Origin of the sequence: Bacteroides caecicola, assembly GCF_023337095.1 — a bacterium.
GTDB lineage: Bacteria > Bacteroidota > Bacteroidia > Bacteroidales > Bacteroidaceae > Phocaeicola > Phocaeicola gallinarum.
Genome location: NZ_JAMBLM010000007.1, coordinates 17,511 through 34,686, shown reverse-complemented (window position 1 = coordinate 34,686; position 17,176 = coordinate 17,511). Strand labels below are relative to the sequence as shown.

Sequence of the window (17,176 nt, the reverse complement as noted above, 5' to 3'; positions counted from 1 at the left end):
AAATTAGAAAAAAAAGCTGAATCATAGGTTATGGGGAAATAAAAATATGTAATTTTGCGAAGAATACCGATTTTAAAACAACATGATGAAGAAATTAGGCACACTTTTATTAATAATCTATTCTTTGGGAAGTGGGTTATATGCGCAAGAAGCGCAACGAGATTTATTACAAGGGGGTGATTCGATAGTGACGGAGAAAGCAGTGCTGCTTGATACGCTGGATGCCGTGCGTGGTAATGCGAGGGCGGCAGGCGACTCCGCAGTAACGCTTAAAGATGTAATCGACATACAGGCTGATTCCTTGTTGCTTGAGATAGAAAGAGCTGCTGTTCATTTTGAAGATTCAGTCAATCATTTGAAAGATTCATTGATGAAAGCGAAAATCATGCGTCAGGCAGCAGAGTCGAAACCTTTGCCGGAGGTGATCGCATTTAAGAATCTTATTAAAAATTATCGTACATATTTTTCTGAATGGGAAGACCGCTGGGATGACCTTTATTTGCAGATTACCGGAATTAGGTCTGATGCTAATTTCTATAAGCTCGCCATGCCTGCCACGTATTATCGTGCGCCTATCGAGCAAAGCATGAGTATAGAGGGATGGAAGCCTGTGATACCTTTTGTGCAAGATGATTATAGAGAGAAGGATATTCAGAACTTGCCGGATTTGAGGCGGTCGGCAAAGGTGGATAATTACATCAACCGCCAGTTGTTAAACTTCTATGTGCAATATCCGAGCTTGGTTAAGCAGAACGAGGCTGTATTGGAAGGGGTAGAACCGCTGTCCGGCAATTTGGTAATTCAGAATAGGAAGAAAGAAAAAGTACGCTCGATGGCACACCGGGAAAAGGTGGATAAGGTAGATGAACAAGATTTGTTGGTGATAAAACCCAATTTCTGGAAATTTACAGGCGACAGTTATCTGCAATTCTCGCAGAACTACATTTCCCGTAACTGGTATAAGGGCGGTGAAAGTACGAAATCTATGTTGGCGGGATTTACGTGGACTGCCAATTACGATGACCGGCAGGGCATTCAGTTTGAAAACAAAATAGAGTGGAAGCTGGGTTTCGTAACGGCTCCTTCGGATACGCTTCATTCCTATAAGGCTAATAACGATATGTTGCGTCTTACTTCGAAGTTGGGATTGCGCGCTTTCGGTACGTGGTACTATACCATTTCCGGCGAATTTAAAACCCAGTTTTTTTCTAACTATGAAACCAACTCCGATAATTTGGTTTCGGCTTTCTTCTCTCCGGCTGAGTTGAACGTCGGTTTGGGTATGGACTATAAATATACGAAAGACGGGGTATGTAATCTTTCCGTTCTGATAAACCCGCTCAACTATACGCTGTATAGCGTGGCGAACGACCGTATCGACCCTACCAAGTTCAATATAAAGGCGGGAAACAAGCGAGAGAGTGTATGGGGTTCACGTTTGGAAGCTACCCTGTCATGGAAGATTATTAAAAATCTTACTTGGGATTCGCGCTTTTCGTATACTACGAATTATGAAAAGGCAGTTGGCGAATGGGAAAATACATTCACCTTTGCTTTCAATCGTTTCCTGTCTACGAAACTCTTTGTTCATGGGCGATTCGATGACAGTGTTCCGCGTGTAGAAGATTTAAGTTATCTGCAATTACAGGAGTTGCTTAGCTTCGGATTGAATTATACATGGTAAAGTTTCTTGGAGTTCTGTAATTACTTCTGTTTGAGGAGAGTATAAAAACAAATATCCTACCGCTATATTCCGAAAAACGCAACCGTTAGTGTTGGTTGTTCCAAGCGGTAGCGTTGACCAACTCTACCCATAGAACGCCTCCGTTCTATGGGTAGTGTTTTTTCAGGTCTAATAAAAAAGCATTGTCGCTTCCGTTTTTGCGGGGCAACAATGCTTTTTCTCTTTCTCAGCCGTCGGCTTATCTTACAGTTACTTCATCGATAAAGAACCACGAGGGATTTCCTACGCCGTAATGCCAGTGCGGACAAACCTTCGTTCCGGTTACTTCCACTTTCAGGTAACGGGCTTTCAGAGGCTGTTTCGATTCCATTTTAACCCCTCTGAACAACACCATGTTCGAGCGTTCTTCTTCCATCTCTATCGTCCCCCATGCCTGATAGTTCTTCCCGTCTTCCGAATAGCTGTATGTTACCTTCAGCGGGAAAAGAATCCAATGACCTATCTGGTGCAGAAAATCGGTTTCGATGTAGGATACGTCTTTTACTTCACCCAAGTCGACGATAAAACCGCCGTCTTTGCCTTCCCAGCCTACCCAGCTCTCCACAAAGCTGGCTCCGCCGAACAAACCGTCGGTCAGCGCCGTTTTGCCCAACTCGGCATATTTGCCCGTAGGTTCGGTAAGGTAAGTTACTTTAGCCCCTAAAGCTAAATTTTTTTCATTGCGCGGCATGTAACGTTCGCGGTATAACTTGCAGTAATCCAGCGCGCGGTTGTTACGTTCGTTAATGGCAGGGTTGTTAAACCGTTTGGCTTCTGCTTCAAAGTAGTTTAGTTTGGCAGTTACGTCATCGAAATCTTTCTCCGGCTGTGTGCGGATGATTTCAAGTTCTGAATAAAGCAAAGGCAGGCGGGTACGTTTTACGCGCTCCAGCAGCACAGGGTCGCCCGCTACGGCTGCTTCCGCCTTGTCGAACAACTGTTTGTAGCGTTTCATCAATATCGGTTTCAGCATACCGTTTTTATGCGAGATGGGAGAGTCATAAATCCACAACCGGAGTCCGCTTCCCCACAGTGCGCCCTGTATGATTTTGATATACTGATACAAATATTCGCCTGCCGCACCGTAGTAACCTTTCAAGAAATGTTGCATCAGCTTGTCGGCATCCGCATCGGGATTCCACATCAGTTTCGACGCCAAGTAAGAACGCAGTTCGGCAAAGTCGCCTCCGTAACTGCTGGCTATCTGCGAGAAGTGCATTTTTACGTGGTGGTCGCGGAAGATGCGGATATTGTCTTGCATGATATGCAGGTTAGGGAAGGGCGACAGATAACCGTCGAAATTGATTCCGTAATCCCACACGAATATGTTGTCCGTAATGTCCGACCATCCCTTCAGCGCCTTCATGAAATACTGTCCGCTTGGATTTTCCGTAAGCGATACCTCACGGTCGCAGTCGATGTCGCAAAGCATCACCACCACGTTTGGCAGCGGTTTCACGTTCTTAGGCGGATTCATGGTATACAGATATGCCAGCGTAGCGATTTCCTTGTCCGGGAAACGTGCCGCTAACTTATTGATGAAATAAATCAAGCTGCCCGACGGAGAGCCTGCTGCGTCGTCCAGCTTTTTACATTCAGGACACGTACAGTTGGTATTGTTTCCATCGTTTTGGCTTACGCTGATAATTTTCTTGTCGGGATTCGCCTTGAATATGGAGTCGATACGCTGTGCCACGATTTCGAATACCTCCGGATTAGTCAGACACCACTGTGCGCCCGGATGCCGTTTGCCGTCGAAGTAAGCATAATACTCCGGATGAGTAGTCCCGTACTCCGATACGGGCAACAGTTTGTTGAATGTATGTACCCAGTAGTTCGCAGCAAACGCTTCGGCAGGTTCTTCCAACCGGTACCACCATTTGTATAAAGAGTCTGTCTGAAGCGCATAGTTCTGTGTCTGACGGTAACGGAAAGCCGGATTATCGGTTTTGTTGATAGATGGAAGCGAGATGTCAGAACGCTTTTCCAACTTATATTCATTATTTCCCCAATAATCTACCCCCAAGTAATCTTCGAGCAATGACACCACGCCGTATACAGCTCCGTTGTCTTTTCCTGTAATAACCAGCTTGCCTCCGGTGGTAGAAATTTGGTAACCGTCTTCTTTTACATCGTCCGATGCCGAAGTACCAATCAAGATGTCGCCTGCAGCCGCTTTTCCTTTCTGCCGGATATCCAGTCGGCATCCGCTTATTTTTTGTACGAAATCTTGCAGGATGTTGGCAGCCGTGCGGTTCACTTCAGTTTGTTCTGCCAATACGATTTTAGAATTGCTTTTCCCGTTTTTAACCAAGTCTACCTGTGCGTATGCCGAGGTTCCCATAGAGATTGCTCCGGAGAGCAATAAAAGTTTAAAGAAATCTGTTTTCATGATTGATTTTGGTTTATTAATATAAGGGGTGTACCGTCATTGTTGTCAAACGCGATACACCCCAAGATGCTGGTATGTGATTAGTGTGTTTAGTTATTCCAGACCGATTTCGTCAACGAAAATAAACGCCGGGTCACCTTTTCCCCAATGCCATGCCGGGATATGATATTCCGGCTGAGCGATGATTTTTACATACCGGGCGTTTGTAGGTTCGAAAGTTAACTCATGAGTATAGATACCGTCTTTGGCATCTTTGGTAGCCACCGGGTAAGTTTCCGATTTTACTTCCTTGTAATTCTTTCCGTCGGCAGATACCGCCACGGTCAATTTGCGCAGATCAAGAACTTCATCTACGATTACCACGTCCGTTCGTACCCACGCTTTGCTGATAGATGTTTCTTCCTGCAAGTCAATCACGGCTTCCATGTCGTTTTTGTAGAAAGCAATCCAGCGTCCGGTACGGTAGTTGTTCGTACCCGTCAGTCCGTCTATCAGCGTGTTGGCTCCTTCGTATTTATATTTTTCATTGATAGGCTGAAGCATGGTTATGGGTTTCATGGTCGCTTTGTTGAACGCGATTTCTTCTTTCAGCGCATTACTGCTTCCGTTTGCACGTATCGCTGCGGCTTTCAGCGTACAGCTTTTGTCTATTTTCAGCGTATCGGTGTAACGTTCAGAAGAAGCCGTAGGCTCACTGCCGTCCAGCGTATAGTAGATGGGAGCATCGTCTATTGTACTGAGAACCACATCGAGCACGTTTTCTGCCGTATTGGGGAGATAAGTGGCTCTTACTCCGAACACGTGTTTCGCATAATTGTAGTTTTCTGTATCATAGATGTTGATGAGTCGAGTAAGGCGTTTCAAGAAGTTGTCATAATTCTTCTTTTCCGGCATAGTCCATTGGATTTCTGACAAAGCAGCCATACGCGGCAATTCCATGTATTCCACTTGACGGAAAGTAGGAATGTATTCTGTCCATAAGTTCGCTTGCACACCGATGATGTGTTTAGCTTCTTCCGGGGTAAGAGCCGAGGGCACGGGTTCGTAGTTGTACACCCGGTCAACCGGAATGTAGCCGCCGATGGCAATCGGTTCGTTCTCCGTATCGGTAGTCTGATAATAATCGAAATACAGATGTGAACTTGGTGTCATGATGGCATCGTGACCTTGCTTGGCAGCTTCGATTCCACCTTCAATTCCGCGCCATGACATGATGGTAGCGTTAGGAGCCAGTCCGCCTTCCAGCGTTTCGTCCCAGCCAATCATTTGCCGTCCTTTAGAATTCAAGAACTTCTCGGCATGATTGATGATGAAGCTCTGTAACTTCTGTTCGGCAGTATGATGCGTATCGTCCTTCAGTCCCAGAGCCTTGATGCGTGCCTGACATTTCGGACATTTCTCCCAGCGTACCTTCGGACATTCGTCACCACCTACGTGGATGTATTCCGACGGGAAGATTTCAACGATTTCTCCCAAAACATCATCAATGAATTCCAGCGTCTTGTCGTTGCCTGCGCAAAGCACATCATCAGAGATACCCCATTGCTTCCATACCTCATACGGACCGCCCGTACAGCCCAGTTCGGGATATACCGTCAAGGCAGCCTGCATGTGTCCGGGCATGTCGATTTCCGGAATTACCGTGATATGACGCTCTTGTGCATATTTTACAATGTCTTTAGCTTCTTCCTGTGTATAGAATCCACCGTAAGGCGTATTGTCGTATTCGCCCGAATTGTGTCCGATAACCGTTCCTGAGCGTTTTGAGCCTATTTCAGTCAGTTTAGGATGTTTCTTTATTTCGATGCGCCAGCCCTGATCATCGGTAAGGTGCCAATGAAGACGGTTGATGTTATGTAGCGCCAGCATGTCGATGAAACGTTTTACAGAGTCGGCGGTGAAGAAATGGCGTGAAACGTCGAAGTGCGCTCCGCGGTACGCAAAGCGGGGATAGTCATTAACCACCGTAGCAGGGAACACCACATCTCCCTGCGCCGTAGGCATTGCCTTGCGCAGCGTCTGGATACCGTAGAACACACCAGCTTCCGAAGCTCCGGTCAGCGTAATCTGCTGTTTCGAAACCTCCAGCCGATAAGCCTCCTGATTGCTGTCACTCAGTCCGAGTGCCAAAACAATGGCATTCGAAGACGGAGCTTCATCGGTAACCTGTATGGTTTTTCCCGTTTGTTCGCCGATGTATTCTGTCAGAAACTCAGCATTCCGTTTCATTACTTCATTTCCTTTGGGATATACGATAACCGTATTGTCGGTCAGCGTAAAGTCTCCTGTCGTGCTTGCCTGTATGTCTTGCGGCAACGGAATCACTTCAAAATTAGCTTGGTTCACTGTGCCCGGAGAACAAGCAAAAAGTCCTCCGCACAAAAAGAACAATCCTAAGATGTACTGTTTTTTCATATAAATAATATTGATTAAATATGTGTGTAAATTGGATAATAACTTTATCGCGATGAATTTAAAAACAAGCCGACAACTTTATGAATACGAAAGCATATTCTGACTGATGTATGGGGTTGTTTTTTGCTTTTATAGCTGAATGATTTAAGCATGTGTTTGTAAAGTTTTTATTGAGTCAACAAAAAGTAGTTACCGTTTTTCACGGTTATTTTTTAGTGCAACAAACTTACAATTTTTTTCGGATATATTTATGTAATACTGAAAAAATTTGCTTTCTCCGCGCAAGAAAAACTTTTTTTATAAAAATGATAGGGGTGGAATCTGTCCTCCTGAATACATCGGTTTACCTGCCTCGTGCATTCAGGAGGATGATTCCAACCCCTATATGATAATTATCGAAATGTTTTCCGGATTATTCGTTAGCTACGTAAACATAAAATGCAGTAACATCTACACGACCCGGTACAGTAATCATTTGATATTTTAGATAACGGGTAGCTCTTGGTTCTTTGAATGCAATTGCTTGAGCAGAACCGTACGTTTGTACCGTATTCATCGATTTCCAATCTGTGCCATTATCGGAAGTAAACACTTCTATTTCTGTTGGTGCATATCCGGCTCCCCAATGTCTGGTTTGAATGCCGGTTACGTTATAAACTGCTCCGAAATCTACAGTGAACCAGAAAGGAACTCCATTTGTGGCAACATCACTTCCACCGGTGCCGGCTACAGTATTGGAGTTCGGATTTTCTACACCTTCCATGAATTCGAACGTCCAATCAGTTTTGTTCGTCATGAGTGTGCTGTTTTCAGGAGCATAACCGAAGAATAAGAACTCTTCAGGTTTTGCCTGTTCCTTTTTGATGTTAACTTTAATACTTTGATTAAATTCAGAATTGGTAACATCGGCAGCTGTAGTAGAAATTCCATCCATCTGTATGGTTAGTACCATATCACATTCTGCATTGTTGGTTACAATATCCGACCAGTCGGTGATGCTGATTGTTACATCTTCCGATTTAGTTTCTCCTGCTTTGATTGTTGCAGTATTGGAAGATAATATCACTTTGTCCGCACTAATGCTATCGCAAGTAGCCGTAATGTTCACAGTAACATCTTGACTTGTTGGTTTATTCAGTGTAGCCATAACTTTATATTCTACACTGCCTTCTATGCCTTTATCTTCTACGTGTTTCAGTGTAAAAGATTCAATGGGTCTGAGGTAATCTGATTGCAGCAGTGAAACGTAGCTCATGTTCCATTCGTTCACTTGATTTTCATCATCATCGTTACACGAAGTGAAAGAAACCGTTCCGCCAATGAATGCTGCCATCAGCATATATTGAAAAAACTTTTTCATATCGTTTATTTGTTTATTTATAATATGTATTATTTCCAATCTGTAGCTGTATCGGTAGACAAGATACCGTCAACCCACGTAATAGGTTGGCTGGTTTCCAATGTGTGTCCCTTTCCGGTTGCATCTTCGAAGATGGTATAAGTTCTTCCGTCTCTTGTTTCAGTTGTACCTTTATCCATGCGCCAGTATGCTTCCAATCCGGTAGAGTTCGGGCTTACCTGTGTCATGCTGTTGGCTATTTGTGTGGCATTGCGTGCAACAGACCAGATACGTACTTGGCTGACCAAAATTTGACATCCTCTCCACCAGCCGCTTTGGTCGCCGTCGCCATCTGTAAACCAACCGATTCCTTTAAATTTCAGACACGGATCTGAGCAAGCTAATTGTCCGCTCTCGATGCCATTAACGTAGATACGGTAAGTAGCTCCGTCGAATGTTACTGCCAAATGTTGCCACTTGTTAGATTCGAAGTTATGGCTCGGGTTTACATAACCATTGTGTAACTGGATTTGAACCAATGAGTGAGCAGCCCATCCGTTTGCTTCATCAGGACTTTGCGGGTCTTCAAAGCGTAAAAGAACCGATCTGTTTTCGCCGTCGCTTGTAGTAAATACGGCACGGTTACGGTTATTCGTGTCACTTACTTGGAAACGAACTTCAACGGTATATTGTGAATAAGTTTCCGGATTTGCAGCATACTCGGGTGAAGACAAGTTAGCTCCATGAATGAACTGCGGAGCAGAGAATTCAACTATATTTTCTGCCAAAATGATATAAGTACCCGTGTTAGGCATTACCGGATAATTACCATCGGTTGATTCCAATCGTACCGGCAGTGCGTATGCTTCTCCGGAATAAACCATTTCTTCCGAAAAGGCTTTTAATGTTACGATAGAGGCCTCAGCATTATAGTTTCCTGCTTTGATTACGATATCTTCCGGTAACGTGTATTGTCCTTCCGGAATAGCAATGTAGCTTGTACCGTTTTTGGTATTATATTCATCTAAGATAGTAGGGTCAACTACCAATTTGAAGTGGCTGTCAGTTGAAACAGCATTACTTACATGAATATTCAAGGTGGTAGAACTTTCGCCCGTAGCTTGTACGGTCAGTTTTGAACTGCTTCCTGAGAGTGCTTCATCAATGTAAGCATGTGTGTCGAGAGCTTGATATTCAGCATTGTCACATGCTGTAAATGTTCCTAATCCGGCAATGGAAGCCGATAGAAACAATGTTTTGATATAATTTAGTTTCATAAGTTTCATCTGTTAATATTTAACCAATGAGTGTGAAGAAGAATTCATAATCTGAATTGCGTTACGCAGATTCTTATACTCTGGAGTAGTTCCGTATTCAGCTTCCATGTGGTAAGTTCCTACGCCGCCTTTACGGAAACCGTTGCTCGGTTGCCAGCGAGCCATGCCTTCCAATGATTTCATTGTATTTCCGTAACGGTCAGTGTAATTATATCCACCGTTCATAGCAGCGTCTACTGCCTCGAAGTTTTCAGTCATGATAGTCATGTTGGTAACACGTTCTTCGCCAAGTTCTTCTCCGTAGGTCTGAATCAGTCCCGGTCCCGCAACTCCGCCATCTATCAAGCGTCTGTCTAAGTTTGAATCTCCTGAAGCGTTATAAGCCTGAATTACAAAATAATCAAAGTAATGTCCGATTTCCGGTCGGCTTGTAATACTTTGGGGTTCACCGTCAATCAGCAGCAATTTTCCTGTGCCCGATTTTGGTCCGAAATATTTGCCCAATTCATCCACGAAGATAAACATACGATCGTCATCATCTACAATGTTACCATTGTTTCCATAGTTAGGCTCATAATCAATGTCGAATCCGTCGTAACCATACTTGGTAATTGTATCGGCTATTGCCGAAGCATATTTACGGATAGAAGCCTCTACTGCTGCTTCGTCGGTTTCGTCTTCAGGCCATTCCCAAAAGTCGTTTACAGCTTCTTGTTCAGAACTGTACCCTTTTTCTTCCCATGTGTCATAAACTTCTTGAGGAGTAATTTGAGTTCCTACCGAAGTGATAATGAAGCATAAAGTAAAGCGTGTACCTTTAGTTTTCTGACAGAACTCCAAATCTTTCTTTTGAGCTTCTGTTATGTTTCCCCAGTTTCCCCAAATAGAAACGATATCCACGCTGTCCGGAATACCGGCTAAAGAGTTTTTCATAAAAGCTCCTTCACCTGTCCAGTTACCAAACCATCCGAATGCAATTTGATGGTCTGTTTGTTTGTATGCACGAAGTGCAGCATAATATTCTTCCGAAGTCATTTCTTCAGGAAATACTTCGCGTTCTGCGTCTGTCCAGTCACTGCAACTGATGAATAGCGATGTAATTACCGACAAGAACAAACCGTATAATAAATATATTTTCTTCATATAGATTTGATTTAGATATTAGTTTTTCTTTGCCCATTTCAAGTCCGTAGCAGGAGAGTCTGAGCCATTTAAGTCTGCTGCTCCGGCTGAACAGTTTGCTTGATTATTGGTAGTTTCTGTATACGGATATTTCAAACGGCGCATACCGCGTTGACTGTTTATTACGCCATTAGACAAATTATCGATGCAAGGATAAAGTTCCGGATAACCTGTACGGCGGTATTCTGCCCATGCCTCGAAGCCTAACGGGTAATTGGCAATCCATTTTTGAGTAATGATGCGCTGGAAGTTCTTTCCGGTCAGCGTATTATCAGAATCATCCCATTTTACACTTACAGTATTAGATATAGTAGCAGGTGCTTTCTGAACATCATCTTTTGCATGGCTGACTGCGGGAGCTTGATTGATTTCCATATATTCACTTCCTGAAACAGAATATTGTGACATGGAATTTTCAATGCCCTCTTCGTAATACTCTTTTGCAGATTTGCTTCCTACATTCCACCCACGCAGTTTACCTTCAGCGCGCAGGAAAGATGTTTCAGCAGCGCAAAATACCAACATTTTGTCAGTAGCAGTATAGTTAGGCATAGAAAAGCCGGAAGCTGCATTCTTATCGAAATCAGAATCGCCGGTGCGCATTCCTACGTATTGTCCTTCCATGTTGGCTATTGTAGATGTTGTGAAATATTTAGAACGGCGCGGGTCATTATAAGCATTCATATAATCTACAATATTTGCATTTACGCGCAAGTCGCCCCAACTTACAGCTGCTAACTGGTAGGGATTGGTTTGTGTTCCGCAAGACATCATTGCATTATCGGCATTGGTTTCGATAAGTCCTGCCGGATGTGAAGTAGCTGCTTCTGCATTCTGTTGAGCCACATCGGGTAAGAAACTGCTGATACGCATCGCTACACGCAAGCGCATTGAATTAGCCAGTTTTGCCCAACTTGCATAATTACCGTTATAAACAGGGTCGTTTGAACCTAACGGGGCATTACCGTTAGTGTCTACATGATAATTATAGAGTACGTCAGCAGCATTTGCAAGGTCATCAAGGATAGCTTTGTACACCTCTTCTTGCGTATCGTATGCCACATAGAAATTACCTTTTTGTACTTGGCTGTAAGGCATCGGACCATACGTGTCAGCAACACGCAACATTGTAATGGCGCGCACCATACGAGCAAACGCATAGTAGTGTCCGGTTGAATTGGTTGCTTCTTGAACTTGGAAGAAGTTTCCGTAAATTTTTTCGAACGGTGTGTTCCACGGATTGGCATTCCAAGCATCGCTCGGATTATATGTTCCAAAATTGGTTCCACTCCAAGTGTTGGAAGGGCATAAATAACCTCCATACTGACCTACCATTTGTTCCTGCATCTGAGAATCATTTTGTTGAATATTTACAATGGTCTCAATCATGTTTTTCATCAATGTAGCAGGATCAGCTTCATGAATCTGATATTGATTCGTATTATATTCTTCGAACTTGCTGGTACAGCCTCCTGCCAAGAGTAATAGCGCAGCACCAGTTGTTATGTTTAATAGATATTTTTTCATGACCTTAGTCTATCTCTTTAGAATTGTACTTTTACATTAAAACCTATATTACGCAAGCTGGGTTGCATAAAGTAGTCAACATTCATATAGAAGTTACTTGCCGTAGATGCAGACAATTCAGGATCGAACGGAGCTTTACAGTAAATCATCCATAAGTTACGTCCTACTAAACCTACGGTAACGTTTGCTATATTTTTAAACCATTTCTTAGGAAGTGTATAGTTCAGGCTTAATTCTTGCAGGCGAACGTTCGTTGCGCTATACAAGTAGTAACGTCCGTAACCACCTTCACCGGTACCGATAGTCTGATAATATTTTTGTGCGTCTACCATGCCATTGTTAACCGGTACGCCACCGTTCTCACGGGCTACAGCCGATGCTTCTGATACTCCGTAATAGTCTAATACACCCTGAGTAGCAGAGTAAGCCAAACCACCTACACGTGCCGATAGTACGATGCCGAGGTCGATGCCTTTATAAGTAAAATGGTTTGTCCATCCTAAGTTGAAGTCAGCATCCAAATCGCCCACTTTAGTCGGAGTAGAAGAACTTGTCATACTGATATTTCCGTTTTGGTCAACACGGATATTTCCGTTGTTATCTCTGGTCAGTTGGTTATATACATAAATATCTGTCATAGAGCCTCCTTCAGTCAGAATAACGCGGGGAGCTACGTTTTCTTTACCCAACCATCCTACATACATTTCGGGCATGTTGATTTCTTCGCCGGTTACCGGGTTGATACTTCCGCTGGCAAGACGAATTACTTTGTTGCGGTTTAGCGTAAAGGTAGCGTTAGATGACCATCCGAAACCTGCCCATTCGTCTTGGAATCCTAATGCAAGTTCAAGACCTTGATTTTGTACGTTACCGGCTTGTACTACGGCCTGTTTGTAACCGGAAGAAGACGGAATATCGACTTTAAACGTTTGGTTCAAGGTGTTTGAACGATAGTAGGTTGCGTCCAAATTGAAGCGGTTATCCCAGAACTTTAAGTTCAAACCGATTTCCCAAGATTTGGTTTTCTCGGGTTTCATGTTGTCCATCGGGTACAAAGTCGGATTCTCCCAGTTGTGAGTTTGGCCGTTATAGATAAATCCCGGATTGGTAAGGAAGCGGTCGAATGAAGAAGCTACTACGGTATAAGAACCGCGAACTTTTGCATAGGTTATCCATTCGGGGAGCGACATCATTTCAGACAATACAGCTGAAAGACCTACTGACGGATAGAAGAAAGAAGATTGGTTAGAGAAAGCTAATTTAGAATCCCAGTCATTACGTCCGGTAAGCGTTAAGTATAATTGGTTTCTCCAACTCAGTTCGGCACTTGCGAATACACTTTGGATTTCGTCAACGTATCCCGACGGTTCCGGTTTGTAGTTGGCAGACCAGTTGATGTTGTTCATCTGGAAGAAATTTGGGATAATCAAGTCGCCGGCTACTGACAATTCGTCAGAAGATACGTGGTAAATAGAACCACCCACATTGGCATTCAAACGGAATTCGCCGAATGTTTTGTCAATAGTAGCCAATACGTCGGCATACAGCGAGCGTTCTTGGCGCATAACGTCTTTCAAGCCACCTGCCAAACCACAGAAAGTTGTCAGGGTAGAAGCCGATTTTTCTTCACGGTTACGGTAATCAGAATTATCCAAATTAACACGACCTGTGATGTTAAACCAGTCTGTGACCTTCCATTTCAGTGAGGCGTTCAGCATGTAACGTTTCTTTTCTGAAGTACGGACGATACGGTTCTGAATCCAATACGGGTTTTGCAGAGACATACCTCCGTCTCCGTATGGCCAGTACTGCTCCATGTAGCCGAAGTTCGTGTTGTAACGTTCGTACAAACGGATTTCGTCGAAATTGTCGCCGCGCGGGAACAAGTATAGTGCAGGCAATGGGTTATAGTATTGACCTTGCGACACCATGTTTTTATTGTTCTGTACGATGTACTGGGCACCGATATCCAATGTCAGTCTGTCGTTTAGGAAGTTCGTTGTATTGCGGGCGGTAAAATTATAACGGTTGTAACTGTTGTTCGGGAGAATACCGTCCGTGTTTGTGGTAGAAGCCGACAGGTAAGTCTGGTTCTTGTCATTACCGGTAGACAAAGAAATAGAGTTGATGATGTTTGTTCCGGTATTAAAGAAATCCGACGGGTCATATCTGTTGCTTGTCGGGTCTCCCCAGCTGTATAATCCCGAACTTGTGCCGAAGCGGTTCTGCATTTCGGGCATGATATATGCCTTTGAGAATGTAGTACTGTTGGATACAGTTAGAGAAGTACGCTCGGTAGCTCCTTTTTTGGTGGTAATCAAAACCACGCCGTTGGCTGCCGCTGAACCGTACAGTGCCGCTGCCGACGGGCCGGTCATCATGCTGACGCTTTGGATGTCATCCGGGTTAAGGTCGGCTACAGCATCTGAGCCTCCCATGTCGCCGTACTGTCCTTCACCGCCACTCTTACCTGTGTTAAACATCGGCACACCATCAATTACATACAATGCGTTGTTGTCTTTAGTCAATGATTTCATACCACGCATTACCACACGAGTGGCACCACCGGCTCCGGTAGCACCGCTGCTGATTTGCACACCAGCTACTTTACCGGCCAATGAATTCATGAAGTTCGCATCTTTGACGGCAGTCAAAGCCTCGCCTTTTACCTCTTGTACGTTATAACTTAACGCTTTCTGCGAACGCTTGATACCCAATGCAGTTACAACAACCTCGTCTAACACTTCAGTGTCTTCCGACATGGTAATTTGTCCGAAATCGGGTTTGGCGGTCAGTGATAACGTTTTATAACCGATATAAGACACTTCAATTGTAGCGCCTTCGGTTACAGAAAGCGTAAAGTTACCGTCGATATCCGTAATCGTACCATTGTTCGTTCCTTTTTCAAGGATACTTACACCTATTAAAGGTTCTCCTTTGGCATCTACCACAGTGCCTTTTACTGTAACTGTTCCGGCCTGTTGTGATGCAGATAAATCGCTGAAATAAGATGTTCCGTTAGGATTCGCAAATGTTATACCACTTCCCGGAACCATCAGCAAAAGCAATAATAATTGCGAAAATTTGCCTCTTTTCATAGATTGGGTTAATTAAAATTGATTGATTATAGGTTTGATAAATCTTACATGATTAGCATTTCTCTATGTAAGTCTGTGTTTCTCTTAGGTTAGAGCCTGTTGTTTAAAGGATTTAGTAATATGTTTTTTCATAATAAATAAATTGTGTTTGTTATTCAAGTATTTTAATATAAGTTGTGATTAGCGGTGCAAATATATGTATTTTATTTAATAGATAACAGGATGAATTGAAAAAATCTGTTTTTTAAATAGAGAAATGTGAATCTTTTGCTCAATCAGTGGGTGAATTGAACTTTTTCGGTTTGGTATAAGGCTTGAAAAACACATGCGGTAGAACTGGTCGGTTCTATGGGTAGAAATGGTCAACGCTTCCGCATGAGATGAGTAACACTAACGGTTGCGTTTTTCGGGGATATATGAGCGGCGTTTTTTTTGTGCTTTCGTAAAGTAAATAAAATTTAATTAGTTGTATATCAGAGAAATGTCGGAAGATGGGATGTGGGGTCGATATGGAATATCGTCCTGCTGTTAAGATTGTATGCAAGGTGTTTGCCAACTGTTTGCTTTGAAATTTGGTTGCCGTTTTAATTTGTTGTATTTTTACGCTCGAAAAATAAGGGTGGCAGTTGGATGCGTTTTGATAAGACGTTTTGTCCGGCTGCGGAGATAAAAAATGATCGGATACATATATTATATTGTATAAGTAAAACTCAATGGACTTGATAGAAATACCATCGTTTGTTACCGTACTTGATTTTATCGGTACGTTTGCTTTTGCGATAAGCGGAATTCGTTTGGCGTCGGCTAAACGTTTTGACTGGTTTGGCGCATACATTGTAGGGTTTGCCACTGCTGTAGGCGGCGGTACCATTCGTGATTTGTTGTTGGATGTAACCCCTCCGTGGATGATTGATCCGATGTATTTGGTTTGTACGGCATTTGCCATGCTGTTTGTCATCATTTTCGGCAAATACCTGATCCGGCTTAACAATACTTTCTTTTTGTTCGACAGTATCGGGCTCGCTTTGTTTACGGTAGTAGGGTTCAGCAAGGCGTATTCGATGGGGTATTCGTGTTGGATAGCTATCATCATGGGTAGCATAACCGGAGCTGCCGGTGGTGTGCTGCGCGATGTGTTTATCAATGAAATACCGTTGATTTTCCGCAAAGAAATCTATGCGATGGCGTGTGTGGTAGGCGGGCTGGTTTATTGGTTTTGCCTGAAGGCAGGAATTGAAGATTATTTGGGGCAGATTATAGGTGGGGTGACTGTCTTTTTGGTTCGTATCCTTGCCGTGAAGTATCGGATTACTTTACCTATTCTGAAAGGAGACCCCGAAAATTTATAAACCGTGGGTTCGATTTGTTGCGTTTGGATGCGGTGGGTAGCCGTGGGAATGTTGCTGTTTTTGTTGCCACTGCAGGCGGTGGGGCAGGACAGTGTAAAGGTAGAACGACTGTTGTCGTGTGCTGCCCGGTTGCCGTCCGATAGCTGCCGGACACTTTTCTTTGCCCGCAATCTGTTGGGAGTTCCGTATGTGGCGGGTACGCTGGAGGAGAACGGACCGGAGAGGCTGGTTGTCTCGTTGCAAAAACTCGACTGTACTACGTTTGTCGAAACGGTGGTGGCACTTGTGGAATGCAATAAGCGGGGACAGTGTTCGTTTGCCGATTTCAAAAAGAACCTCGTCCGTGTAAGATACCGGGGCGGAAAGATAGACGGTTATGCTTCGCGTCTCCATTATTTCAGCGATTGGATTCATGCGAATGAAGCGCGAGGGATTGTCAGCGAACTGACAGACTCGATGAATCCGAGCATACGCATTGTTTCGTTAAATTTCATGACAGAACATCCCGATGCCTATCCTGCGTTTCGGAATTCTCCATCGGCTTACGCTGCAATGCAACAGGTAGAGCGGGCATGGGTGGATTATCGGATGTCCTATATCCCGAAAAGCCGAGTGATTTCCTCGGCTGACAGTTTGGATATACAAGATGGCGACATCATTGTTCTCACTACTTCTGTTGCGGGATTGGATGTGTCTCATGTGGGATTTGCCTGCCGGGTGGGTACGGTAGTTCATTTGCTTCACGCATCGTCCCGCTATAAGCAGGTAACCATTGAACCGGTTTCTTTATCGGATTATCTGCAATCTCAAAAAACGATTATGGGAATAAGAATAGTCCGTGTGAATGAACGTCGCTGAGAGTGATAAAACTGAA

10 protein-coding genes are annotated in these 17,176 nt (G+C 43.8%); 3 read left to right on the top strand and 7 right to left on the bottom strand.

Going from position 1 to position 17,176, the window contains the following annotated elements:
- Positions 1–82 precede the first annotated feature (82 nt).
- Entirely contained in the window at positions 83–1,684 is a 1,602-nt protein-coding gene (locus tag M3085_RS08350) for a DUF3078 domain-containing protein (RefSeq protein ID WP_249052790.1), read from the top strand.
- 238 nt (positions 1,685–1,922) lie between these two features.
- Here M3085_RS08350 and M3085_RS08345 read toward each other — a convergent pair whose 3' ends face one another.
- The 7 genes from M3085_RS08345 to M3085_RS08315 form a co-directional block, all read right to left on the bottom strand.
- Positions 1,923–4,115, bottom strand: coding sequence for a DUF4838 domain-containing protein (locus tag M3085_RS08345; RefSeq protein ID WP_249052789.1), 2,193 nt, complete (start codon positions 4,113–4,115; stop codon positions 1,923–1,925).
- A gap of 93 nt (positions 4,116–4,208) precedes the next feature.
- On the bottom strand, positions 4,209–6,530 hold the full coding sequence (locus M3085_RS08340) for a family 20 glycosylhydrolase (protein ID WP_249052788.1): 2,322 nt from the start codon (positions 6,528–6,530) through the stop codon (positions 4,209–4,211).
- A gap of 412 nt (positions 6,531–6,942) precedes the next feature.
- Positions 6,943–7,890 (bottom strand): DUF4999 domain-containing protein, encoded by a 948-nt coding sequence (locus M3085_RS08335; protein WP_249052787.1) that lies wholly within the window; start codon positions 7,888–7,890, stop codon positions 6,943–6,945.
- Between the two features lie 29 nt (positions 7,891–7,919).
- Complete coding sequence (locus M3085_RS08330) at positions 7,920–9,155, bottom strand: DUF1735 and LamG domain-containing protein (RefSeq protein WP_317239277.1); 1,236 nt, start codon at positions 9,153–9,155, stop codon at positions 7,920–7,922.
- A 3-nt stretch (positions 9,156–9,158) separates the two neighbouring features.
- Entirely contained in the window at positions 9,159–10,289 is a 1,131-nt protein-coding gene (locus M3085_RS08325; RefSeq protein ID WP_249052785.1) for a glycoside hydrolase family 18, read from the bottom strand.
- An 18-nt stretch (positions 10,290–10,307) separates the two neighbouring features.
- Complete coding sequence (locus tag M3085_RS08320; RefSeq protein ID WP_249052783.1) at positions 10,308–11,855, bottom strand: SusD/RagB family nutrient-binding outer membrane lipoprotein; 1,548 nt, start codon at positions 11,853–11,855, stop codon at positions 10,308–10,310.
- 17 nt (positions 11,856–11,872) lie between these two features.
- Positions 11,873–14,953, bottom strand: coding sequence for a SusC/RagA family TonB-linked outer membrane protein (locus M3085_RS08315; protein WP_249052782.1), 3,081 nt, complete (start codon positions 14,951–14,953; stop codon positions 11,873–11,875).
- 728 nt (positions 14,954–15,681) lie between these two features.
- On the opposite strand from M3085_RS08315, the gene M3085_RS08310 reads away from it, so the two are divergent.
- A complete protein-coding gene (locus tag M3085_RS08310) occupies positions 15,682–16,302 on the top strand; it encodes a trimeric intracellular cation channel family protein (RefSeq protein ID WP_178257466.1) in 621 nt (206 codons plus the stop codon).
- A gap of 3 nt (positions 16,303–16,305) precedes the next feature.
- Entirely contained in the window at positions 16,306–17,160 is an 855-nt protein-coding gene (locus M3085_RS08305) for an N-acetylmuramoyl-L-alanine amidase-like domain-containing protein (protein WP_317239276.1), read from the top strand.
- Positions 17,161–17,176: the final 16 nt, after the last annotated feature.

Coding starts and splice junctions, on each gene's coding strand:
- M3085_RS08320 (WP_249052783.1), bottom strand. CDS start 11,855: ATGAAAAAATATCTATTAAACATAACAACTGGTGCTGCGCTATTACTC.
- M3085_RS08325 (WP_249052785.1), bottom strand. CDS start 10,289: ATGAAGAAAATATATTTATTATACGGTTTGTTCTTGTCGGTAATTACA.
- M3085_RS08340 (WP_249052788.1), bottom strand. CDS start 6,530: ATGAAAAAACAGTACATCTTAGGATTGTTCTTTTTGTGCGGAGGACTT.
- M3085_RS08330 (WP_317239277.1), bottom strand. CDS start 9,155: ATGAAACTTATGAAACTAAATTATATCAAAACATTGTTTCTATCGGCT.
- M3085_RS08335 (WP_249052787.1), bottom strand. CDS start 7,890: ATGAAAAAGTTTTTTCAATATATGCTGATGGCAGCATTCATTGGCGGA.
- M3085_RS08345 (WP_249052789.1), bottom strand. CDS start 4,115: ATGAAAACAGATTTCTTTAAACTTTTATTGCTCTCCGGAGCAATCTCT.
- M3085_RS08350 (WP_249052790.1), top strand. CDS start 83: ATGATGAAGAAATTAGGCACACTTTTATTAATAATCTATTCTTTGGGA.
- M3085_RS08315 (WP_249052782.1), bottom strand. CDS start 14,953: ATGAAAAGAGGCAAATTTTCGCAATTATTATTGCTTTTGCTGATGGTT.